We start from the raw sequence: 23,404 nt of genomic DNA, 5'->3' as shown, positions 1-23,404 counted from the left end.
TTCCTTCCATTATACGCGTAACCAAGTACATACAGTAATTCGCAACACCTATTTGTAAGACTATTCCTTTAGTTGACCAGATGACAATTAAAAATGGGTGTATTTCGTTTGAATCTATAACGGAATACATCCAGCCATACCTAATAATAAGCAGAAAAGTTATTAATGGAACTTTTCACATGGAATAACGTACAATTAATATCAAAGAAAGAGGCGAAACGAAAGTGGCAGATTCTAAGGAATGGTTAACAGAAGAATTAAATAAGGTTGAGGTTTGGGAAAAAGATCAGAGCGATTTATGGTTTTGGGAAAAGCTTGGGCGTTTGCCATTTAAAATCATCGATAAATTCACTCCTGCTTTTATTCAAAAGAAAATCGGCTTACTATTAGATGAAATTGGTCAATATGTACAAACGGGCGGTAGTTATTTAAGTTCGGCCGCTAAAATTCCTGCTTATTATCCTGGCTTAGTTGTCAATACATTGGAAGATGTAGAAAAGCTTGATATTTCAACAATGGACACAGCTGTAGAAAAAATCACTGGCAACAGAAAAAAGATTGCGACGGTTCAAGGTGCTAGTACTGGTATTGGTGGTATTTTCACGTTAACAATCGACATTCCTCTACTTCTTAGTTTACAGCTAAAAACATTACAGGATATTGCGATTTGTTATGGTTATGATCCAAAAGTAAAAGAGGAACGTTTATTTATCATAAAATGCATGCAATTTGTATCTGCTGACATTGTAGGTAAACAAACCATTCTTACACAATTGTCTCAATTTGATAATCCCGATGACTCCACAAAACGCGAAGTCCTTTCTGAACTGCAAGGCTGGCGCGAGGTCGTTTTTTCTTTCCGGGATCAATTCGGTTGGAAAAAGCTGTTTCAAATGGTACCTATCGCAGGGCTGGTGTTCGGTGCGTTCATCAATCGTTCTGCAGTGAGTGATATTGCTGAAGCTGGTAAAATGCTTTACCGAAAGAGAAGAATTATTGAAAGACTTAGGAATGATGTTAGTTCTAAAAGCCAAACTACCTAACTCTTCAATATGTACAAATGCATCATTCGCATTAAATTTGTGACCCGCTGATATCATTCAACCATACTTTTTTACGGCAATAAAACAGGGATTTCAACTTGATTCACACGATTCCCCCTTCACTTAAATTATAAAGATTGACAATCATTATCTGATGTAACTATAATGATTACATCGGGAGGTTACTTGCAATGAAAATCAGTAGTCGTTTTACAGTTGCAGTTCATATTCTATCCCTCGTAGCAATCGAAAGAAACGAGCTTTGCACTTCTGAATGGATTGCGGAAAGTGTGAATACAAATCCTGTAGTCATACGAAGAGTAATTGGTAAACTAAGAAACGCAGGACTTATTCAAGTTCGGCGAGGTCTTGGAGGAGCTACACTTCAAAAATCTTTAAAAGATATTACCCTGCTCGATGTGTACAGGGCAGTTGAAGTCGTAGAAGAAGGCGAGCTTTTTCAATTTCATGAAAAACCAAATCCAAATTGCCCTGTTGGTGCCAATATTGAGGCTGTTCTTGAACTGATTTTACTACGGGCTCAAGATGCGATGGAATCTGTTTTACATGAAATTTCGATGGAAGAGTTAATATCGGTATTAACACAAAAAATTGGATAGTTTATTCGATTTTTTGGTTACCGTTGTAACTGTAACCATTACAGTTACATTCTAAATTAATATCATGAATAGCTACAAATCATTAGGAGCATATTAGTAAATATGTGCCAAAAAAACTGGAGGAATTATTATGAACATTGGAATTATCGGAGCAACAGGAAAAGCAGGAAGTCTTATTGTAAAAGAAGCGATTGACCGAGGACACGAAGTTACAGCTATCGTTAGAAACGCAGCAAAAATGTCTGGGGAAAAAACGAACATTCTCGAAAAAGATATATTTGACCTGCAAGCTGAAGACATTCAGCAATTTGATGTTGTCGTAAATGCATTCGGCGCTCCTGCAGGAAAAGAACACCTCCATGTAGATGCTGGAAAAGCATTAATAGAAGTGTTTAAAGCCGCTCCCAAAACAAGATTAATTGTTATAGGTGGTGCAGGTAGCTTGTTTGTAGATGAAGCTAAAACCATCCGCCTAATTGACACACCCGAATTCCCTAAAGAATACTTTGCAACTGCTTCCAATCAAGGACAGAACTTACTAGATCTGCAAAAGACGAGTGGAGTTAAATGGACATTCATTAGCCCAGCAGCATTCTTCAATCCTGAAGGAAAAAGAACGGGTTCGTATCAAAAAGGAAAAGACAATTTAATGGTAAATTCAAAAGGTGATAGCTACGTAAGTTATGCAGATTACGCAGTCGCAGTTCTTGATGAAATCGAGAATCCTCAACATATAAATGAACGTTTTACTCTTGTTTCTGAAGCAGAATAACTAGGTTTTGGGAGATGAGTACTATGCCAAAAGAAACCAAGAAATCTGGAATTGAGATTGGAATATATACCTTCGGGGATCTTGGTCCAGATCCTCAAACTGGAAACACAATAAGTATTCAACAGCGCCTTCATGAAGTAATGGCGATTGGAAAGTTGACTGAAGAAGTCGGACTTGATATTTTTGGTGTCGGTGAGCATCATCGCTTGGATTATGCAATATCGGCTCCGCCAGTTGTTCTTGCAGCAGTGGCACAAAACACAAAGCGTATTAAATTGACGAGTGCAACGACTGTTTTGAGTACGGTCGACCCCGTTCGTCTATTCGAGGATTTTGCAACACTGGATTTGATTTCGAATGGCCGTGCTGAGATTATTACAGGTCGTGGTGCATTCGTAGAATCCTTTCCGTTATTCGGCCATGAATTAAACAATTATGACGAGCTCTTCGATGAAAATATTCGACTTCTCCAACAATTGAATGCGAATGAAATCGTCAGTTGGAATGGGTCATTCCGTTCGCCTCTAACTAATTCTATGATTGCCCCCCGGCCTGTTCAAGATAAACTGCCGATTTGGGTTGGTGTCGGTGGCACACCTGAAAGTGCAATACGAGCAGGCAAACTTGGAACTGGTTTAGCATTAGCCATACTTGGCGGCGACCCAATTCGTTTTAAGCCACTTGTTGATTTGTATCGTCAAGCAGGCAAAGATGCAGGGCATCTTGAAGAGGATCTAAAAATAGCTGTAACAGGACACACGTATATAGCAAAGACTTCACAACAAGCAAAAGACGATTTCTATCCCTACTATGCAAATTACTGGGGGTACGTGAACAAACAACGTGGAATGAGTACGAGAATTTCTCGTTCTGATTTCGACCATATGGCCAGTCCCGAAACCGGACTATTTGTTGGCAGCCCTCAGCAAATAGTCGAGAAGATTCTTCATCAACACGAATTATTTGGACACCAACGCTTCATTGCACAAATGGATATCGGAGGCTTGCCGTTTTCTTCAGTCGCAGCAAGTATTGAAATGTTAGCAACAGAAGTAGCTCCCATCGTTCGACGGGAAACCACTAGGTAAGGTTATCCTTTGATCATCTACCTCTTGAAACATACCAATCATTTGATGACGCATAAGAAATGACTTCACTTATTAAGCAACATATAATAGCATAATAGTATTAGATGAATGGGGAGACTACTTGCTCTCCATTCTTTTCAAATTGCACCACTTATTTATAAATATCATAAGCGTTTTTGTAAAAGCCATTAGTTCTTCAATGTTTATTTTTTCATCAACTGTATGGGCCTCTTCCAACTTCCCAGGACCATAAATAACTGTGGGAATCCCTGCTTCGCCTATCCATCCTGCATCTGTTACTGTTCTTGACATGCCGATGATTACGGGACTTTTTTCGGTGTGTTCATGACAGTATGCTAGAAGTTGAACGGCCGCATGCCCCTCATTCATTTCAAGTGCAGGGAATATTTCCCCGCGTTCTTCAATCATCGATTTTCCACCCCAGCGATAGTGAATGGGATTTTCTCTTAACCATGGATCAGCTTTTGCTACATGGTTCAAATGTTCCTCGATTTCATTTATCACAGATTGATAGGTTTCATTCGGATAAAAATGAACGGTGATCCAAAGCCGGCATTCATCCGCTACAAAAGCCGCGTGTCTTCCGCCTTCTATAACTGCAGGATTGATGGTGTTGCTACCAGGTACAAAACCTGGATATTGTTTTGTCACGGCCCAGTGACGCTCTAAGTCTTGTAGTCCGGCAATTACTTTCATCATCTTCTCAATAGCACTGGCCCCATTAACGTTTCCGCCCGCATTAAGCATACTCATCCTCATTGCATCATGGTAAACTTCCTTACTTTTAATCGTTATCCAGCCGGTTATTACTCCACCCTGGCCATGAATTTGACTATCGCTACTATCGACGACGATTGCAAAGTCTGCTGTATAGCCTTTTTCCATACACGAAAGTGTTCCAGCTTCTCCTGCTTCCTCCCCAATGACAGTCTGAATCTGCAAATCACCTTTAAGTTCCACACCTAGTTCGTTTAATAATTTTACGGCTAGTAAAGTCGCTGCCACTGCACCTTTCATATCGGACGTTCCTCGTCCATATGCATTTCCATCTTTAGTTGTCAGTTCAAAGACAGGCACAGTCCATTCTGTTTCATCCCCAACTTCCGCAACATCAATATGACCATTAATGAGTAAGCTGTTAAACAGAGCTCCATCTGTCCCTTTTTTTATGCCTACCACGTTTGGATCACCAGGGAACACATCCCAACTGGCTGTATCGAATTTTTCTTGTTTTAAAAACTCTTGAATATACTGCTGCACCTCGGCTGTATTTCTTGCAGGCGGGCTGACAGTCGGAAACTGAACTAGATCTGCAAGTAATTGCAATAGCTCCTCTTGACGTTCATCAACCAAGTTGCTAATACTATTTTCCATTTCAATCATCCATTCTTTATTTAATTTTTAGTAAAGTAAATCCGTACTGGATAGATTGCAATATTGAATTCGGTGCATTAACAGAGCTAATGCGCCGAAGCGTGTATGATGGGAAACCCCTAGTTCATTGAATTTGCGATGGAACAGAAAACAGCCGCCTTCCATAATCGGAAAGCGGCTGTTCTCTACGTAGTTACATTCATTTGATGTAGAGTTCAGTTGCTTCCCTACGCTAGAATGAACTAGATCAGGTTCGAAGGGTTTACATGCATGATGCGTCTCAGCCAAATTGGCTCCCCTAGCAGTCTTCTATTCAATTCGTGTTTTCTTTATGATTAAGCCAAGAACGAGGTTCATAATGCATCCGTTCGTTCTTCCCCTTCAGGAAGATATTGCGTTAATCCAATATTACGCAATACGTTCTTTATTTTCATTGTGTACCCTAACTGTTCATTAGATAAAAACGATGCTTTGGAAGCAATCTCCACAAGTTGCATAACTTCATTTTTCGCCCAATGACTATTTGGAATATCCGTAAATTTTGCGGCAGTCGTGACTTCTTTTTGTTTAACAGCTTGAACTTCCGCCTCGTTAGTTGCTAATACAACAGTAGCTGACGTTGGTAAAGCCACTATTAAGGTCAAAGCCAAAAAAAGTATGTGCTTTTTCTTCATGTTTATTTAAAGTCCTCCACTAGTTCATATTAATAACATAATAGTTATAGTTAACTATAATTATAACACTTTTGGATACTATTTTGGGGTTCCTCCACAGGTGTCTGCTGAGATTAAGACACCGGTGCCAACACCAAAGCAATTCGGGAAAATAGCAAATCAATGAAAATGAGACGCCAGGCTATAATCATTGACCTTGGTAACTCCTGAGTGTTAGGGTTTCTATTGCCAACAAATTCGGCAAACTACAAAGGAGGAATTGCAATGACACAATTGATACAACAGGAAATTCATCTAGCAAATCGGCCCACTGGAATGCCTACCAAAGAAGACTTTACCTTTGTAAAAAGTTCAGTTCCCTCACCAAAAGTAAATGAAATTTTAGTACGGACGCTTTATTTGTCTGTAGATCCATACATGCGTGGAAGAATGCAAGATGCCAAGTCATATATTGCTCCATTTGAATTGAATAAGGTCATTTCTGGGGGTGTCGTGGGTGAGGTGGTTGAATCCCTGTCGGACGCCTTCAAACAAGGTGATGTAATTACTGGAAATCTCAGTTGGGCTGAATATACCGTAGCCACTGCAAATGAAATTCGCAAAATAGACCCTAAGTTGGCGCCTATTTCAACACATTTAGGTATTCTCGGTTTGACAGGCTTAACTGCATATTTTGGATTGCTTGATATCGGAAAACCTAAAGAAGGTGAAACGGTCGTCGTTTCTGGTGCTGCCGGGGCTGTTGGTTCAGCAGTTGGACAAATCGCGAAAATCAACGGGGCAAAAGTAGTAGGTATTGCTGGTTCAGATGAAAAGATTGACTACTTATTGAATGTACTCGGCTTTGATGCAGCTGTGAATTATAAGAAAGAAAGTTTTTGGACAGACCTTAAAAATGCCGTTCCTGACGGAGTAGATGTCTATTTCGATAATGTCGGCGGGGACGTTTCAGACGCTGTTTTTACTATGCTAAATCGAAATGCCCGTATTCCATTATGCGGATCAATCTCTTCCTACAACGCAGAAGGAAAAGATGCTGGACCACGTATTCAATCGGCTATGATTAAGACGAGCGCTATGATGCAAGGCTTCACCCTAGGCGATTTTTCTACTGATTTTGAAAGAGGGTTTACTGACTTAGCTAAATGGCTACTGCAAGGTAAACTGAAATATGAAGAAACAATTGTTGAAGGATTTGAAAATACACCAGAGGCATTCCTTGGTTTATTTAAAGGAACGAATCTAGGTAAGCAACTTGTAAAAGTGGCTGATCCTAAATACGCGAAACTTTAATAGTTCATCTGAAATTGCTTGACCTGCAACACTTATATGCTATAAAAAAACTCCTCAAGCAACTACAATGTACCCTATAAGATAGACACTTTAAAAAAGTCTCTCTTATGAGGGTACTTTTATTTATAATGGAAATAACAACGATTATATGTTGACATAAAGAATCCCACCAACAACGCTTGGCGCTTGGGGATGCCTCCCGCAATAAGCCAGACAGAAGACCACTGTCAGTCTTATTGCTTCGGCTACCCCAGTAAGGCGCCTTCGCTGGAGATTACAAGGAAAACATAAGTCCAACAGCAGAACCTATGTCAAAGATATTATTTACTGATCAAGAACAAAGAATACTGAAGAAACATCCTTATGTAAAAGCTGTTAGTGAAAAGGGAATTACATATACAGATGAATTTAAGGCAATAGCTATTAGGGAAAATGAAGAAGAACGCTAGAAAGCTAGCTGAAGGTGCTTTCATCCACTCGGATCAAGGAGTTCACTATACCAGTCCCCAATTTCAAAAGCTTGTGAAGAAAATGGGTTTAGGTCAGTCAATGTCACGTCGTGGGAACTGTTGGGATAACGCTCCCCAAGAATCTTTCTTTGGTCACTTTAAAGATGATGACGCCTGCACAATACAGACATCATCTTCTTCTAGTTTCCTAAATATGTTGAATGTATGATTGTTACTCACTTCAGCTGATTGAAGTGGAGAGCGGCGACTCCAGCGGGAACAGCACGAGCCGAAGACCCCGCAGGAACGCAGTGACGAGGAGGCTGAGGCCGTGCCCGCGGAAAGCGTCCGCTCGGAACGGAAATCAGCGGTTAGTTAAATTCTTCGGTTCAACTTATATAAGGTTTTTTTAAAATGTCCTTTACAAAGGGTACAGTTTAAACTACATGAGGAGTTTTTTTATCAAGCACAAAATCAGGAACTAGGCACCTTAAATTGACCTAGTTCATTTCAAAACATATTCTGCTAGCACGCTTTGTACTTTATAAACATTCAAGGATTTATTGAATTTCTTTTGAATTGGTGCAGAACTTCCCGATAGCCAGATTTTCAGTTCCGCTTCAAGATCAAACGTTCCTGCAGTTTCAATTGAGAAATGTAAAACACTTTTATATGGAATAGAATGATATTCACTTTTCTTTCCTGTGACGCCCTGTTTGTCCACGAGAATTAGACGCTTATCCGTAAATATCAACAGATCTCTAATCAATTCATATGCATGCTCCACTTTTTCAGTTGGTGTAAGTAAATCCTTCATTTCCTTCTCTACTTTGCTTACATCAATTTCAGATGCATTCCCTATTATTCCATCAAAAATACTCATTTTTATTTCTCCTGTTTATCCTTAATCAGTATAATTCCGCATTTAATTTGTTCGTACACCTTCCCTCCACCAAAATCCCTACTACAACAAAACTCCGTTTTTTCAATCAAAATACGTGATTGAAAGGATAGATTAGGCTATGCTATAAGAAGGTATTTCCTAACATTAAAAGGAGTGATGGATATGATCAGTCAACGACTAGCAGAAGCACTCAATCAGCAAATGAACAATGAATTCGACGCCGCACAATCTTATATGGCAATGGCAGCTTATTGTGAACACACTAATTATAGTGGCTTTGCCAATTATTATCTTCAACAAGCCGAAGAAGAACGTTTTCACGGTATGAAGATTTACAACTATATGAATGACCGCGGGTTACATGCAAAATTCTCCGCAACGTCAGAGCCAAAAATTGAATTTGAATCAGTATTAGATACTTTCGAATCAGGTTTACAACAAGAAAAAGGGGTTACAAAGAACATTTATGAATTAACGGACCTAGCTTGGGAAGAAAAAGAACATGCTACGATTTCATTTTTGAGATGGTTCTTGGACGAGCAAGTTGAAGAGGAAGCAGCCTTCGATACACATATCGAGTACCTGAAACGCATCGGAGAAGATAAAAACGCGTTGTATATTTATGAAAAAGAACTTGGGCAACGTAAATTCACTGCAGAAACTGGAGAATAAGTTAGTCCTTTTTTAAAAATACCCATCATCTTCCTTGACGAAGATAATGGGTGTTTTTTTTAGATTTTCTTGATAAGCCTACGTTTCTTAACCCTCACCGTTCTCCTATCAATATGTTGAAAGGTCGCATAGTAGTCCTTTGACTCCCTGTATTTTACCTTCGCTAAGATTTTCTAGGTTAGCAACCAAATAGAAAGCAAATCAAGTTCGATCGGATTCATTATTCCAACAATTATATCGACAAATTTCTCTTCTTTCGGTAAGTTTTAATTTTTTTAATCGCAGAGATGTATCAGAAAATTCATTATTTAGAAAAAATAACTTGTACGTTGACAGAATATTTGGTAATGTGGACTTAGCCTCCTGTTAAACTATTCACATTTTACTAGTTTAACAACAACTTTTACATAATTTGAAAACGCTCTCATGTAAAAGGAGTTTACATTTCCAATGGCCGACAAGTTTTAAATACTTTTTAAAAAAAGGGGATGAAATCGTGAGTAAAAGTTCAAAAGATAACCCAGCGAGTGTGAAGTTGGATTATGAAAAAATTATCAATACACCTGAATTCAAAAATTTAGTAAAGCGAAAAAGAATATTTTCTACACCGTATATTATTTTCTTTTTTATTGCCTATTTTACACTGCCTCTTCTCACAGGATATACAAATATTCTTGAGAATCGTGCCATTGGTTGGATGACTTGGACATGGGTGTACTCACTAAGCATGTTCATCATGGTATGGGTATTTACATCAATCTACATGAATAAAGCGAAAAGTTTCGACTTGGACGTTGAAGATATTATAAAGAAAAATGTTGTGAATTAAAGGGGGTACTTACAAGTGGATGATATTATATCAATCGCAATTTTCGTTGCAGTAATTGGGCTTACACTGGGGATTACATACTGGGCGGCCAAACAAACGACAACTGCAAGTGATTTTTACACAGCTGGGGGATCATTAACCGGTTGGCAAAACGGAATGGCGATTGCTGGAGACTACCTGTCTGCTGCATCATTCCTAGGAATTGCAGGAGCAATCTCTTTAAATGGATTTGATGGTTTTTACTATAGTATTGGTTGGTTGACAGCTTATCTAGTAGTTTTGTTTCTAATTGCAGAGCCACTGCGTAATCTAGGGAAGTTTACTATGGCAGATATGATTGGTGCACGTTTTGGGGCAAGAAAAGTTCGTGGCGCCGCAGCATTAAATACAATTACGATTGTTTTATTTTATATGCTGGCTCAGCTTGTAGGTGCTGGTGCCCTGATAAAATTACTTCTAGGAATCGACTATTGGATTGCAGTTCTAATCGTTGGTGTAATGATGACAATCTATGTCCTATTCGGCGGTATGACTGCAACAAGTTGGGTTCAAATTATTAAAGCCATTTTACTTATGATAGGTACCATTGTTATTTCGTTCCTTGTCCTATTAAAATTCAACTTCAACTTTATCGGTATGTTTGACGCCATGAGAACAGCTACGCCACATGGTGAAGCCTTCTTACATTCCGGGATAATCTATAAAGACCCGATTGGTCTAATATCCGTCCTAATTGCACTGGTTTTAGGTACGGCTGGTTTGCCCCATATCTTAATGCGCTTCTTTACGGTAAAAGATGCGAAAACAGCTCGTTCTTCTGTAATTTATGCGGTTTGGATCATAGGTATATTCTATGTTCTAACAATTTTCCTCGGTTTCGGTGCAGCTAAGTTTGTTGGCGTAGATGCAATCATTGCCGAAAATGCTGCCGGAAACATGGCCGCACCAATGTTAGCGGGTGTTTTAGGGGGATCAGCACTTGAGTCATTCGTTGCAGCAGTTGCCTTCGCGACGATTCTAGCAGTTGTTGCCGGTCTTGTATTGTCAGGCGCATCAGCGATTGCACATGATATTTACGGAGAAATTATTAAAAAAGGTAAAGTTACAGAGAAACAACAAGTTAGAGCCGCAAGATACGCTGCAATTGCTGTTTCTGTTTTCTCTATCATTTTAGCGCTTGGTGCGGAAAAATTGAATGTCGCGTTCCTTGTTTCACTCGCATTCTGTATTGCCGCCTCTGCAAACGTTCCGACAATTCTATTCACTATCTATTGGAAAAGGTTTAATACGACAGGTGCAGTCGCTTCCATGTTAACCGGTTTGATTGTTGCACTTGTTCTGGTTGCAGTAAGTCCAAGTGTTATTAACCCTGTTGAAGGAGCCGCGTTCTTTGTTGGACAACCACTCTTCCCTTATGCGAACCCTGCAATTATTTCTGTTCCAGCAGGATTCTTAGCAGCAATTATTGGTACGCTCGTTTCATCTAAAAAACACGAAGCTGATGAAGTTTCTTATGCTGAAGTGAAGTTCAGAGCGGAAACAGGTTATAGAGAACTTGAGCGTTAATCAAGTAATAAAAAAATTCCTCCCTCTCTATTTTTAATTAGATGAGGGAGATTTTTCTATCAAAAGACGAAGGTGATGACAATGAATGATAAGCAGCGAACAAAAGCAATCTATGAGTTAGTACATGAGCAGCTATTATTTAAAGGATTATCCGACACGGCATTTAACGAACTAATGTCTGAATGCAAACTCACCTATTACCAAAAGGCTGGAAAGACGGACTACTTCAGAACCCCCCACGAAGGATTATTCCTTATCATAAAAGGCTCTGCAGAAATATTCATAATTGGTGATGATGAGACATCCTATGCTATTGAAGAAGTTCAGGAAGGTGAGATAATCGGTTTTTCAAACATCGCTTATTACCTAGGTGAGTCAAGTCGACCACTCGATTGGCATCATCTTGAAATGGTAGTACTGGAAGATTCCTATTGCTTACAGGTTCCTATTTCTGTCGTGAAGAAGAGAATAGATGATACAGACGTCCGTGATGCTATTTTGAAAAGTATGTCTATACGACTGGCAAATGTCTATGCTTCCTTAGGTGAGCAAATGAAGTTGTCAGATGAGTGGGGAGAAAGCGAGCCATACGTACGTCGTGTTGAGGACTTTATGAATTCTCCTGCCATTACCATTACTGAAGACACGGCATTAAGACAAATAGCGCGTAGTATGATTGATAACTCAATCAGTTCGATTCTAGTAGTTGATCAAAAAGAGCAATTAACAGGAATCATAACAGAAAAAGACCTAGTACAAAGAGTCCTTGCTCAAGGTTATAATAGTGAACCGAAAGCCATAGATATCATGACGAAAAAACCTCATACGATTTCCCGTCATGATTACTACTACGAGGTCCTGTCAGCATTCTATAAGTACGGGGTAAAGCACTTACCTGTCGTCGAAGGTAATCGACTGGTTGGCGTTGTTACACTATCAAATTTGATCACAAAACGGGATCGCGGATCGATGGGTATCTTAAAAACGATTGAAGCTTCTTCTATAGAAAGTTTGCCTGCTATTAAAAATGCAATTTATGATGTACTATCGAGTTTAATTAACGATGAAATTTCTACCATCCACTTGTTGGAGATAATTACAAAGTTATATGACCGACTCGCACGACACTGTGTGAAACTCGCTGTGCGGTGGATGGAGATACAAGGTAAAGGCACTCCACCCGTTCCATATGCGTGGTACCAGATGGGCAGTGGTGCCAGAGGAGAACAATTCATGTTGACGGATCAAGATCATTTCCTTGTTTATGCTAATCCAGATGAGAAGAACAAACAACAAGTAGATAATTATTTTTTACAGCTTGGAGATGCGATAGTTTGGCATATGGAGAATGCCGGTTATTCCAGATGTGATGGAAAAATGATGTCTAGTGAGTCACTATGGCGCGGTTCCATTTCCGATTGGCAGAAGAGACTTCGGAGTTGGGCGTTGAAGGCAACCGATGATGATATTTTACTAGGCTATAATTTTTTATCTTTTCGTTTTCTGATGGGAGATGCATCGTTAAATAATCGCTTTTCCCAGATGGTACAAATACAATTGAAATCCTCACAAACTTTCCTTTATTATATGGCGCAACAGGAACAGAATAGGCCCATACCACTAGTTAATCATTCCTTTCTTGCTTTATTTAAAGCAAGGGGTAACCGTGATGTTTTCGATATCAAAAAACATGCTTTATTTCCCATGCACCATTGCCTACAAATATTGGGTGTACAAAAAAACATCATTAACGGCACGCCATTGCAATTAGTCGACGACCTGGTGAAAGAAGGAGAACTGTCCGCTGGTTTTGCAGATGATATTCGTCATGCATATGAAATTGCCCTAAAAACAAGGATTCGACTATCATGGAAAAAGCATCTACGTGGTGAATCTATTACAACTGAAATTCACTTTGCGTCGATTCGCAAATGGGAACGGGATGAATTAACGACTATGTTAACAACAGTCCACGCCTTGCAATCACATTTACTTGCAAAGTTATGAACGATTTTTAGCGATTGATTGGAGGGTAATCTATGTTTTGGAAAAAACAGCAATCAAACTATAAACTGGATCAGCCATTTTTGCTAGATACAAAGCTTAGAAATATGCCGTTTACCGTCTTCGATACTGAAACGACAGGATTTGCAATTTCTGCAGATGATCGTCTTATTGAAATAGGTGCTGTTCATATTGAAAATAGTGTAGTCACTGACAGTGTATTTCAGACATTTGTAAAACCATCACGTCTTATACCCGAACATATTACGAAGTTGACATCTATTGAACAACATCATGTAGACAATGCACCTACCCCACTTGAAGCAATCGAAAGCTACTTTCAATTCTTTAAAGATACGAATAGTGGCGGATGGATTGGTCACCATTTAAGCTTTGATACCCTGGTTTTAAAAAGAGAATTACAGCGAGTCAAATGTACATATGAAGTGCCTTCTTCCTTTGATACATTTGATTTAATCAATTACTTAAATCCATCATGGGATCAGTTTGATTTGGAAAAATACGCGCGGATATTTGGTACACGAATATTTGAGCGACACCGTGCACTAGGGGATGCCTTGACAACCGCTCATTTATTTATCGAATTATTGAAGCGTCTTGAAGATAAGGGAGTTATTACGCTAGCGGACTTACTTCGAGTAAAGAATAATAAAAAACAGCAGAATGTTGCCTTGTTTTAGCTTAATACATCTTCTGTTGAAAATAACTGAGAAATAACTTGATCATACAAGGGACACTTCGTGTAAAGTTGTCTTTGGATTGCTAAGAATTGAACGACCTCTATATCATTATCGAGATGTCTTGAGTAAGTAGTGATGCGACTTGTTGTATTCTCGGTAATCGTATGGTGGTTGTTCATCCGACGCTCTCCAATCACTCACCTATAAGAAGTGCCGAAGCTTCTCAGGACGAAAGAATTGCTGACTTTTCACCTTGAGAGAAGCGGCCAAAGATACAATTTTGGCCGCTCAAGTCTCCTACTATAGTTTCTCTATTTTTGTTTTAGGAAATGTCACTTTCTTATTAGAGCATCACTTAATCTTTGCTGAAATAAGCAGAGAATACAATATACAAGGTGCTAGAGTGACCGAAATTGCATCTTCGGGCACTTACAATCACTATAGAAAGTCATCTATTCTATACTTTCAGAGCAACTGCATTTTTCACTTGAATATTGTAGGAACGCGATAGGCAATTAATCACAACAGGATGACCGAAAATAAAGGCTAGAAGTGACGGAGTCACTTCTAGCCTTTATTACTTCTCGGTAAAAGGGTCGTAATTAATTCGCCGCAAGCGGGCCGAAAATAGTCCAGTGAAAAGCACCCCGAAGGATGCTTTATCGTTATTTCCCCCTCACGTCTTCAGAAACTCACATTACTTTAAATACCTTCTGGACCCTGAAAAGTTAACTTTATATGGGTGTGCATTGATAGAAACAATCTCTACTTTTCTGCTCGAATTCGGGGCATGAATCATTTGGTTATTCCCGATATACATTCCTACGTGGTACACCTTCCCTTTTCCTTGATTGTAAGCGAAGAATAACAAGTCTCCGGGTTGCATATTTTTCTTGGCAACAGGAGTACCGTTCACCGCCTGGACAAACGAATCGCGCGGAATCATTATGCCATGATTTTTATACACGGAATGAATGAGACCTGAACAGTCAAAACCAAAGCCTGATATACCCGACCAGATGTATGGAAGTCCAAGGAACATTTTGGCGCTATCAACAATGTCTTTTTGAGTCGGTTTTTGTATTGATCCGAAATTTTTAACGATTTTCACGTCTTGCTTACGTAAATATTTCACCCCACTTGCCGGTGTTTGAACGTGAATCCAGTCTCCTTCTTCTTTTATGACAGGTAGAATTGTCGTATAGCTAATATCCATAAATTTGCTTGCTTTTTTGGGTTCATTATAGAGAGTGGCAATATTCGTATCTACGATTGCTATTTGACAATCCGTGTAATTCGAAGCTGTTTCCATTATGTGCGTTTTCGGGACCCATCCTGGATATCCTGCTTTGTTCCTGGGCGAATATTGATCCTTTACAGCAATTTCATGCCAATTTCCACTACTTTTCAAAATAACGACTTCCTGTCCGTATAAAGCTTGCGTATCCGTCTTTCCTACGAGCCATAACTTTTGGCTTACGGACATGCTTTTAGCCCATTTTTGAATATCGGTCGGACTGGAAATAGAAGGCCGATCCACTACACGGTTTTTGTTGGGGGATTTCCACAAGTTTGTCACTTGAACGTTGACAACAGCAGTTTTTTTACTATCTACCTTGGAACAAACAGGTTTCTTTTTGAATTCTGGATTTAGTATACGTGCAAGGAAAACAGCGAAATTGGCTTTCGTTATGAAGGCTGTCGGCTTATAAGTATTGTTTGGATAGCCTACTGTGATTTCATTGGCATATAGCGTTTTAATAGAATTTGATGCCCAGTTTGATGCATTGACATCTTTAAAAGAATGTTTAGTAGTACCTTGCAATTTAAATGCATTGACTAGGATTGCCGCCATCTGTCCCCTTGTTAACTTGTTGTTCGGCATGAACTCTCCGCTTGCATTGCCTTTCATAATACCTTCATCTGCCATTGTTGCAACGATGGCATAACCCTCATCTTCAATAGTAACGTCGGAGAAATTCGGATCCGGCCGATTCAAAGTATCGAGACCGAGTGCCTTAATAATCATAGCCGAAGCTTCTAGGCGTGTAATTTCTTCATTCACACCAAAGTTCTCCGATGGATTTGCAAAAATAATACCTCGCTTCGCCAAAAAGTCCAATTCCGCTTTCGATGCATGCTTGTCTGTAACGTCTTTGAATAAAGGTGCAGCAAAAACTGTATCTATTGCGGTAAACATAAGGAGGATTGCGGTAAAAATCACCATAAACTTTTTCGACATTTAGACTCTCCTTTTCTACTAACAGACTTTATACTTCAATAATACAATAGAAAGAAAATTCCGTATAGTCTTTCCTAGTAAAAGTACAAAGAAAAAGTATGAAACGTCTGCCTTGTTAAAGGGCAGCCCACCGTTTCATACCTTTTTTTATAACACGCTTTTTGGTTGTTAGTTTCGAATTAATAATTCAATAAAGTCTTCTGAAACGTATGTTTTCATACCTTTATATTCAGGTGCAACTTCGAATATTCTAATAATTATTTATTTTTTCTTATTTTTTTTCATCAGAACCGCCTACTTCATCAATAAACTTATTATTACTGAATTTGTATAAATTCCATTTCAGTGAAGTCAATGTAAATCTGATAGCCATCTTGCCATTGTTCTTTTAACCATATGATGCTCTCATGCATTTCTTCGCTATGCTTTTGTGCCCAATTCTCCAGCTCATCCACTCCATTAAAAGCAGCTAAACACCATTTCGGATCGGGTAGTAAATTCAACCATTCAACTTCTTCTTTATCTAAAATTTCAGTTGGTGACATTTCCATGGTTACCGGCAACAAGGTATTCCACTTACTTCCTAAGCCCACCTCTTCCATGAATCTTTTCATTTCTAACGCAAAGTGATAGGGCAATTGATAAGTGTCAAGATCATCCCAACTGGACACTTGAAGTTTATAATAGACAATTGGCTCTTTTTTCATTAACTTATCAACTAAGTTCTGTTTAACCGGACTTTCAACAAATGTGACATTTCGAATTGCCTCCATTTTTATGGGGGTTTTCATTTGCTCATCGTTATAGTTCAATATTGTTTTATGTACTTTTTCAATATCTTCTTCCATTTGTTTTAATAATGTAGATAATGACTTTTCTTCTTCCAGTGTTAATCCTATGGTTACTTGTTTTTCACGGAAGTTTCGAATACCCATGAATAGATTGATTCTCTCACTATCTGTCATTTTCTTACCTCCTGTATATTATCTAATGAAGTCTCTTACTATACAGTGTTTTCACAAAATAAGTTTCAATATTTATCCAATATGATTCCGAGGGTTTAGATTAATGACAATAAACTGTATGAAAGGCCTATTAAATAAAATAAAACCAAAAGAACCCGCTAGTAAGTAGCAGGTCCTTTTGGTTACCTTCAGACTAGGTTCATTGAATAGTGCTTCACTGAACACTTTAATTCAAGTACGCTAGTAGTTAGTTGTCGCTTTTTCACTTAGCAAAATGGTAGTAATAATATCCACTGCTTTATCCATCTCTTCGTATGTAACTGTTAAAGGCGGTAAAAGTCGAATAACGTTACTTCCTGCTTGGACGAGCAGTAACCCTGCCTCTTCTGCCTGTTGAATATATGAAGACACGTCTCCACGGCATTGAATCCCCAATAACAATCCAGCACCACGAATTGAAAATTGATCCTCCGGTAATAGCGTCTGCACCTTTTCAACAAGGTAGTTTGATTTGTCTTTAACTTCTTGCAAGAACTCTTTCTCGAAAACAATATCTACGACTGTTTGCGCAACCGCAACGGCAAGTGGGTTACCGCCATATGTTGTGCCATGGGTACCAGGTCCAAATGAATCGAAGAGCTCGCTTGCCCCAAGCATAGCCCCAATCGGGAATCCTCCTCCCAATCCTTTGGCAAGAGTCATAATATCGGGTCTTAGAACCGTCTGTTCACTGGCATAACGGGTTCCCGATCGACCGATTCCTGTTTGCACTTCATCGACAATCAATAAAATTCCGTTTGTTTTACAAATTTCCGTTATTTTTTGTGCAAATTCAGGTTCGATTGGATGAACGCCGCCCTCACCTTGAATAACTTCTAACATGATTGCAGCTACATCTCCGTCAACCGCTGCTTCCAATTGCGCTACGTCATTGTAAGGAATGATCCGGAATGTCTCTAGCAGCGGGCCAAATCCTTCGCGAACTTTAGGTTGCCCAGTTGCGGACATTGCGCCAAATGTACGTCCGTGAAAGGATTGTTCAAAAGTAATAATGATATTCTTCTGTGTATGCTTACGTGCCAATTTAATGGCTGCTTCGTTTGCTTCGGCGCCGCTGTTACAGAAAAACGCGTGGCTAAAAGGAGTTTCTTCCACAAGTTTAGCCGCTAGTTTTTCCTGTTCAGGACTTTCAAATAAGTTTGATGTGTGCCATAGTTTCTCACTTTGCAGTTTCATTGCTTCGACAAGTTTTTCATTTGCATGGCCTAAACTGACGACTGCGATTCCACTTGTAAAATCGAGATAATCTTTCCCTTTGTCATCAGTGACGATTGTCCCTTTTCCTTTTACAAGATGAACAGAACGTCGCGCGTAATTATTAAATAACGTACTCAAATGAATGCCCCCTCGTATTTAATGTCAGTTCCTTCTAGTTGCTGACCGACAATTTGTACGGACGGAATGCCTGCATGTAAACAATCAAGTGCAGCTTCCACTTTCGGTAACATGCCTCCGTAAATCTCTCCTGTTTCAATCCACTGCATTATTTCTATTTGTGATGCTTTTTCTTGAACAATTCCTTTTATTTGAATACCTGGAGTATCCGTGACGAGGAGAAGACTGTCAGCCTTCATCGCAAATGCTATTTTACTAGCGACCGTATCCGCATTGATATTGAGCGGAGCACCGTCCTCTGAAGCACCGATACATGAAATAACCGGTACAAGCCCTGCTGCTAGAATATTTTCCAGAAGTTCTGTTCGGACATGCTGAATTTCCCCTACATATCCATACACCTCTTCATCAAACACTGTACATGTAAGTAGTTTTCCGTCATATCCACTCATACCTATCGCATCAATGCCGCCTTTGTTTAATTGATGGACAAGGGCTGGATTAACTTGACCCACCAACGTCATTTGAATAATTCCTACCGCTTCTTTCGATGTCACTCGAATACCGTTTAACACCGAGGATAATACGTTATTTTTGGCCAATTCATTATTAATGAAAGGACCCCCTCCATGAACCAGTATCAGTTCATGTCCTGTTTCCTGCAGTTGTTTAAAGTTTTTGAAAAAGGCTTCGTTCAATCCTTCAAGCATACTGCCACCTAGTTTAATAACAATTCGTTTACGATCGGTATGTTGCGTTAATTTGGACATAGTCATATGTTAAATCGCACCCCCATGCCAACCCATGACCGTTGCCTTGGTGAAGGTCGACTGTAATTTTCACTTCCGGCTGTTTCAAATAGCCTGATAGTTGTGCTTCAGAAAAAGGCACAGGTTCTCCGTTTTCTACTACGATTGTTGATCCAATCTTAATCTTAATGGCATTTGGATCTAGTGTTGCACCACTATACCCGACAGCCGCGATAATTCTTCCCCAGTTCGCATCACAACCAAAAATGGCTGTTTTTACAAGTGGTGACCCAACGACTGTTTTGGCAATTTTTCTTGCTTCAGCATCCGAAACTGCACCCGATACCTCGACTTCGATGAGCTTTGTCGCCCCTTCTCCATCCTTAGCTATCATTTTTGCAAGTTCTTGGGATACTGCGTGCAATGCATTAACGAACAGTTCCCAGTCGGGATGTAATGGTGTCAGCGCACTATTGCCGGCTAACCCATTCGCCATAACTAGTACCATATCATTTGTAGAGGTGTCGCCATCCACCGTAATTGAGTTGAACGTTACGTCTGTTACAGTTTTAAGAGCTGCTTGCAGATGAACCGATTCAATGTTGGCATCAGTTGTAATGAAACCAAGCATCGTAGCCATATTCGGGTCAATCATTCCCGATCCTTTTGCTGTCCCCGCAAGAGTAATCTTCTTGCCGTCGATTACTGTGCTGTATGCAGTATTTTTTGTAACTGTATCTGTCGTTAAAATCGCTTGAGAAAATAGAATAGATCCTTCTAATGCAGAACTTGGCTGAAGTTTTGGAATCCCTTTAACAATGGGTTCCATTTTCATTATTTCACCGATAACTCCAGTAGATGCTACTCCGACTAACCCAGGAGCGATTCCAAGTTTTTCTGCTGTCTTTTGTTGCATTAGACGTGCATCTAGCAACCCTTGTTTTCCTGTGCAGGCATTAGCGTTTCCTGAATTCACGATGATTGCCTGCATTTTCCCCGTTTGTTTTATCGCTTCTTTCGTAACAAGCAATGGTGCTGCCTGAATTGCATTTGTTGTAAAAACACCCGCAACACTTGCCGGGACTTCACTGACTAGTAAAGCCAAATCATTATTCTTGTGTTTTATGCCGCAATGGAGCCCAGTCGCTTTAAAACCGATTGGGGAAGCGATATTATTTCCTGATAGACGCTTTAACGCTCTTGCTGTTGTCGTCATAATATTCCCCCTAGGTTAAATGAATGCCGGGACAAGTGATAGACCGGTTATTTCTTTGAGACCAAATTGTACGTTCATATTTTGAATGGCTTGCCCTGCTGCCCCTTTTACTAAGTTGTCAATGACGGATACGATGGTTGCCCTGTTCGTCCGCGGATCAACTTTCACGAGGAGATCACAATAGTTCGATCCGTATACTTGATTGGTACCGAACTTTCCATTTTCTTGCATAACTCGGACAAAAGGATGTTCAGCGTAGGTTGTCGTTAAGCAATCCACGAGTTGTTGCTCCGTAATACCTTCCATGACGGGTGCATAAATCGTCGCAAGAATTCCCCTTGTCATCGGAACAAGATGTGTACTAAAAGTGATAGGCGCTGTTTCTTGCGCAAACATCGAAAATGCCTGCTCTATTTCTGGTATATGCTGATGCTGATTCAATTTATAAATGGCTGTATTTTCATTCGTTTCACTGAAATGGGTCATTTTATTGGGTGTATTGCCTGCCCCAGACACACCACTTTTTGCATCAATGATTAATTGAGTTGCATCAATCAAGTTATCTTTGAGTAAAGGCAAGAGCGCCAACAGAACCGCCGTAGGATAACAACCAGGATTAGCTATTAGTTGCGCTTGTCTGATTGCATCAGTATTCCATTCGGTCAGACCATATACACTATGCTCGACCGCGGATGCCGGTGCAGGTTCTTTTTGGTACCATTGCTCATATTGAGCTAAATCTTTTAAACGGAAGTCTCCAGACAAATCGATCAGGCGAGGTCCTTTCCCTAGTAACGGAGGAAGAAGCTTACTTGCGACTCCTGCTGGTGCACTCGAGAACACGACATCGAAATCCATTAACTTTTCGTACTCTATTTTTTGAAGTGACTGATCGGATATATTCATTAGATGCGGAAAATTATGCGAAAAGACAATTCCTTCTTTAGATGATGTGAATAATTCAATTTTTTCGACTTCAGGATGGTTGTGCAGTAGCCGGATGAGCTCTAGTCCACCATACCCTGAAGCGCCAATGATTCCTACCTTCATGACAATCACTCCTGTTTGTAAGTTAAGCTTATTATATGTATGCATAATTATAAAGTCAACTGTATTTTTATTTATTTCGTAAGTTACATTATTGAATGCGTTTTCATTTATTATTTTTGTTATTCACACGAATGAAACAGATATGCTATAATTCATTTAGCATCTGGTACTAATAATAGGCATTGAATTACACTTGCCTAATCAGGAGGTTACTATGGAAGATTTATTGAAACTAAAAGGAAAAAATATTGTGGTAATGGGTGTGGCGAATGAACGGAGCCTTGCTTGGGGAGTAGCCAAAACACTTTTCACAGTCGGTGCAAACGTGATTTTCACATACAGGAAAGAGCGTTCACTCGCTAAACTTGAAAAGCTGTTAGGTACGGCGGGTTACGAGGCAAAACTGATTGTGCAGTGTGATGTAAATGAGGATGAAAGTATCCATGAAGCGTTCGGTACAATCGGTGCAGAAGTCGGTACAATTCACGGAGTGGTCCACTCACTTGCTTTTGCCCATGCTGAGGATTTGAAAAACGACTTTGTAGAAACGACAAGAAGCGGATTTGCATTTGCACAAGATACAAGCGCTTATTCACTCATTGCAACGGCAAAAGAAGCTCGTCCATTTATGACGGAAGGCGGCTCTATCGTTACGATGAGTTACCTGGGGGCACAGCGTGTGCTTGACGGATATAATGTAATGGGAGTTGCGAAAGCCTCGCTTGAAGCATCTGTTAAGTATTTGGCGTTTGACCTTGGAAAAGATAATATCCGTGTCAATGCAATTTCAGCTGGTGCAATTCGGACACTATCCGCAAAAGGCATCGCTTCTTTCAATAAAATTTTGACTCAAATTGAAGAGAATGCTCCTTTGAAACGTAACGTAACACAAGAAGAAGTAGCGGAGATGACAATGGTCACGTTAAGCAACATATCCCGCGGCGTAACTGGTGAAATTATTTATGTAGATGCCGGCTACAATATAATGGGGTAATAGCGCTAAGTACCCACTTAGACGCGATTCCTGGTCATGAAACTTATGCTATAACTTGTCTGTGGATTAACCAATTCCGGCATAAAACACGGGCGAGTAGGACTTAAAAACTGCCATTTTGACTAGACTATTTTCGGCACGCTTTCGGTGAATTAATCACGACAGTTTTACCGTGGGGCATGTGTGGGTAGAAGTGACTCTGTCACTTCTACCCACACTCTTTTCGGACATACTGTTATGATTAATTACCTGTCGCGTTCCTACAATATTCAAGTGAAAAATGCGGTTGCTTGGGAAAAAAAGAATAGATGACTTCCAATAGAGAGTGTAAGTGCCCGAAGATGCAATTTCGGGCACTCTTGCACGTTGTATATTGTATTCTTTGTTATGCTCTAATAGATTCTTCTAATAATAGAGATACCTTATTAGAAGGCTTGAGCGGTCAAAATTGTATCTTTGACCGCCTCTCTCCATATAAGAAGCGATCTATTCTTTCGTCCCGAAAAGCTTCGGAACTACTTTTACTAGTGTCTTTGGAGAGCGACGGATGAACAATCACCATAAGATTACCGAAAAAAATAAGTAAGGATGCGACGAAGTCGCATCCCTACTTATAAACACATCAATAATTGTATAGAAATTGTTCAATTCAAGCGATCCAATTGCGACTATCCAAGTAGTGCTCAGCGTGTAATTAAGTAATTTACTGGCTATTCTTGGTTACTCAACAGCTGTGATACTTTATATTACAAAAAGGGACTGTCTGGATAAGACAGTCCCTTC

General features: G+C 39.7%; 20 protein-coding genes, 1 pseudogene and 1 riboswitch. Of the genes and pseudogenes, 12 read left to right on the top strand and 9 right to left on the bottom strand.

The features are described 5' to 3' along the window. Positions 1 to 224 precede the first annotated feature (224 nt). The 4 genes from AC25Y5_RS00220 to AC25Y5_RS00205 all read left to right on the top strand — a co-directional run bounded on the left by AC25Y5_RS00220 (position 225) and on the right by AC25Y5_RS00205 (position 3,523). A complete protein-coding gene (locus AC25Y5_RS00220; protein ID WP_488138562.1) occupies positions 225 to 1,043 on the top strand; it encodes an EcsC family protein in 819 nt (272 codons plus the stop codon). 191 nt (positions 1,044 to 1,234) lie between these two features. Continuing rightward, complete coding sequence (locus tag AC25Y5_RS00215; protein WP_482100026.1) at positions 1,235 to 1,663, top strand: Rrf2 family transcriptional regulator; 429 nt, start codon at positions 1,235 to 1,237, stop codon at positions 1,661 to 1,663. A 130-nt stretch (positions 1,664 to 1,793) separates the two neighbouring features. Continuing rightward, positions 1,794 to 2,435, top strand: coding sequence for an NAD(P)-dependent oxidoreductase (locus AC25Y5_RS00210; RefSeq protein WP_488138561.1), 642 nt, complete (start codon positions 1,794 to 1,796; stop codon positions 2,433 to 2,435). Between the two features lie 23 nt (positions 2,436 to 2,458). Further along, positions 2,459 to 3,523 (top strand): LLM class flavin-dependent oxidoreductase, encoded by a 1,065-nt coding sequence (locus AC25Y5_RS00205; RefSeq protein ID WP_488138560.1) that lies wholly within the window; start codon positions 2,459 to 2,461, stop codon positions 3,521 to 3,523. 117 nt (positions 3,524 to 3,640) lie between these two features. On the opposite strand, the gene AC25Y5_RS00200 is transcribed toward AC25Y5_RS00205, so the two are convergent. After that, positions 3,641 to 4,918 (bottom strand): acetylornithine deacetylase, encoded by a 1,278-nt coding sequence (locus AC25Y5_RS00200; protein ID WP_488138559.1) that lies wholly within the window; start codon positions 4,916 to 4,918, stop codon positions 3,641 to 3,643. A 207-nt stretch (positions 4,919 to 5,125) separates the two neighbouring features. Then, positions 5,126 to 5,228: riboswitch (TPP riboswitch) on the bottom strand. Between the two features lie 43 nt (positions 5,229 to 5,271). After that, entirely contained in the window at positions 5,272 to 5,592 is a 321-nt protein-coding gene (locus tag AC25Y5_RS00195; RefSeq protein WP_488138558.1) for a hypothetical protein, read from the bottom strand. Positions 5,593 to 5,856: 264 nt separating this feature from the next. Here AC25Y5_RS00195 and AC25Y5_RS00190 point away from each other — a divergent pair, with 264 nt between their 5' ends. Both AC25Y5_RS00190 and AC25Y5_RS00185 read left to right on the top strand, forming a co-directional pair. After that, positions 5,857 to 6,885, top strand: a complete 1,029-nt coding sequence (locus tag AC25Y5_RS00190; protein ID WP_488138557.1) for an NADP-dependent oxidoreductase — start codon at positions 5,857 to 5,859, stop codon at positions 6,883 to 6,885. A gap of 462 nt (positions 6,886 to 7,347) precedes the next feature. Then, positions 7,348 to 7,503 (top strand): annotated as a pseudogene (locus tag AC25Y5_RS00185) (IS3 family transposase); the annotation flags it as partial. A 336-nt stretch (positions 7,504 to 7,839) separates the two neighbouring features. Here AC25Y5_RS00185 and AC25Y5_RS00180 read toward each other — a convergent pair. Further along, a complete protein-coding gene (locus tag AC25Y5_RS00180; RefSeq protein WP_488138556.1) occupies positions 7,840 to 8,217 on the bottom strand; it encodes a PH domain-containing protein in 378 nt (125 codons plus the stop codon). 183 nt (positions 8,218 to 8,400) lie between these two features. On the opposite strand from AC25Y5_RS00180, the gene AC25Y5_RS00175 reads away from it, so the two are divergent. The 5 genes from AC25Y5_RS00175 to AC25Y5_RS00155 all read left to right on the top strand — a co-directional run bounded on the left by AC25Y5_RS00175 (position 8,401) and on the right by AC25Y5_RS00155 (position 14,010). Next, on the top strand, positions 8,401 to 8,910 hold the full coding sequence (locus AC25Y5_RS00175; protein WP_488138555.1) for a ferritin: 510 nt from the start codon (positions 8,401 to 8,403) through the stop codon (positions 8,908 to 8,910). A 496-nt stretch (positions 8,911 to 9,406) separates the two neighbouring features. Beyond that, positions 9,407 to 9,739 carry a DUF485 domain-containing protein gene (locus AC25Y5_RS00170; protein WP_488138554.1) on the top strand — a complete coding sequence of 111 codons (333 nt, stop codon included), beginning with the start codon at positions 9,407 to 9,409 and terminating at the stop codon, positions 9,737 to 9,739. A gap of 15 nt (positions 9,740 to 9,754) precedes the next feature. Next, positions 9,755 to 11,305 carry a solute symporter family protein gene (locus AC25Y5_RS00165; protein WP_488138553.1) on the top strand — a complete coding sequence of 517 codons (1,551 nt, stop codon included), beginning with the start codon at positions 9,755 to 9,757 and terminating at the stop codon, positions 11,303 to 11,305. 81 nt (positions 11,306 to 11,386) lie between these two features. Continuing rightward, positions 11,387 to 13,312 carry a DUF294 nucleotidyltransferase-like domain-containing protein gene (locus tag AC25Y5_RS00160; RefSeq protein ID WP_488138552.1) on the top strand — a complete coding sequence of 642 codons (1,926 nt, stop codon included), beginning with the start codon at positions 11,387 to 11,389 and terminating at the stop codon, positions 13,310 to 13,312. Positions 13,313 to 13,344: 32 nt separating this feature from the next. Beyond that, positions 13,345 to 14,010 (top strand): 3'-5' exonuclease, encoded by a 666-nt coding sequence (locus tag AC25Y5_RS00155; RefSeq protein ID WP_488138551.1) that lies wholly within the window; start codon positions 13,345 to 13,347, stop codon positions 14,008 to 14,010. Positions 14,011 to 14,707: 697 nt separating this feature from the next. On the opposite strand, the gene AC25Y5_RS00150 is transcribed toward AC25Y5_RS00155, so the two are convergent. From AC25Y5_RS00150 to argC, 6 genes are all read right to left on the bottom strand, one after another. Further along, on the bottom strand, positions 14,708 to 16,252 hold the full coding sequence (locus AC25Y5_RS00150) for an S-layer homology domain-containing protein (RefSeq protein WP_488138550.1): 1,545 nt from the start codon (positions 16,250 to 16,252) through the stop codon (positions 14,708 to 14,710). A gap of 317 nt (positions 16,253 to 16,569) precedes the next feature. Further along, the gene (locus AC25Y5_RS00145; RefSeq protein WP_488138549.1) at positions 16,570 to 17,217 is read right to left on the bottom strand and encodes a hypothetical protein; all 648 of its coding nucleotides are present in this window, start codon (positions 17,215 to 17,217) and stop codon (positions 16,570 to 16,572) included. Positions 17,218 to 17,457: 240 nt separating this feature from the next. Beyond that, on the bottom strand, positions 17,458 to 18,612 hold the full coding sequence (gene argD / locus AC25Y5_RS00140; RefSeq protein ID WP_488138548.1) for an acetylornithine transaminase: 1,155 nt from the start codon (positions 18,610 to 18,612) through the stop codon (positions 17,458 to 17,460). Next, a complete protein-coding gene (argB, locus tag AC25Y5_RS00135; protein WP_488138547.1) occupies positions 18,609 to 19,388 on the bottom strand; it encodes an acetylglutamate kinase in 780 nt (259 codons plus the stop codon). Before argB ends, argD begins: the two co-directional genes overlap by 4 nt. Then, positions 19,351 to 20,577, bottom strand: coding sequence for a bifunctional glutamate N-acetyltransferase/amino-acid acetyltransferase ArgJ (gene argJ / locus AC25Y5_RS00130; RefSeq protein ID WP_488138546.1), 1,227 nt, complete (start codon positions 20,575 to 20,577; stop codon positions 19,351 to 19,353). Before argJ ends, argB begins: the two co-directional genes overlap by 38 nt. A gap of 15 nt (positions 20,578 to 20,592) precedes the next feature. Next, complete coding sequence (gene argC, locus AC25Y5_RS00125; protein WP_488138545.1) at positions 20,593 to 21,627, bottom strand: N-acetyl-gamma-glutamyl-phosphate reductase; 1,035 nt, start codon at positions 21,625 to 21,627, stop codon at positions 20,593 to 20,595. Positions 21,628 to 21,841: 214 nt separating this feature from the next. On the opposite strand from argC, the gene AC25Y5_RS00120 reads away from it, so the two are divergent. Then, positions 21,842 to 22,621, top strand: coding sequence for an enoyl-ACP reductase FabI (locus tag AC25Y5_RS00120; protein WP_488138544.1), 780 nt, complete (start codon positions 21,842 to 21,844; stop codon positions 22,619 to 22,621). Positions 22,622 to 23,404: the final 783 nt, after the last annotated feature.

This window comes from Sporosarcina sp. Y1011 (assembly GCF_057669885.1).
Note: the sequence above shows the minus strand (reverse complement) of the source record. Positions and strands in the feature narration are given on the sequence as shown.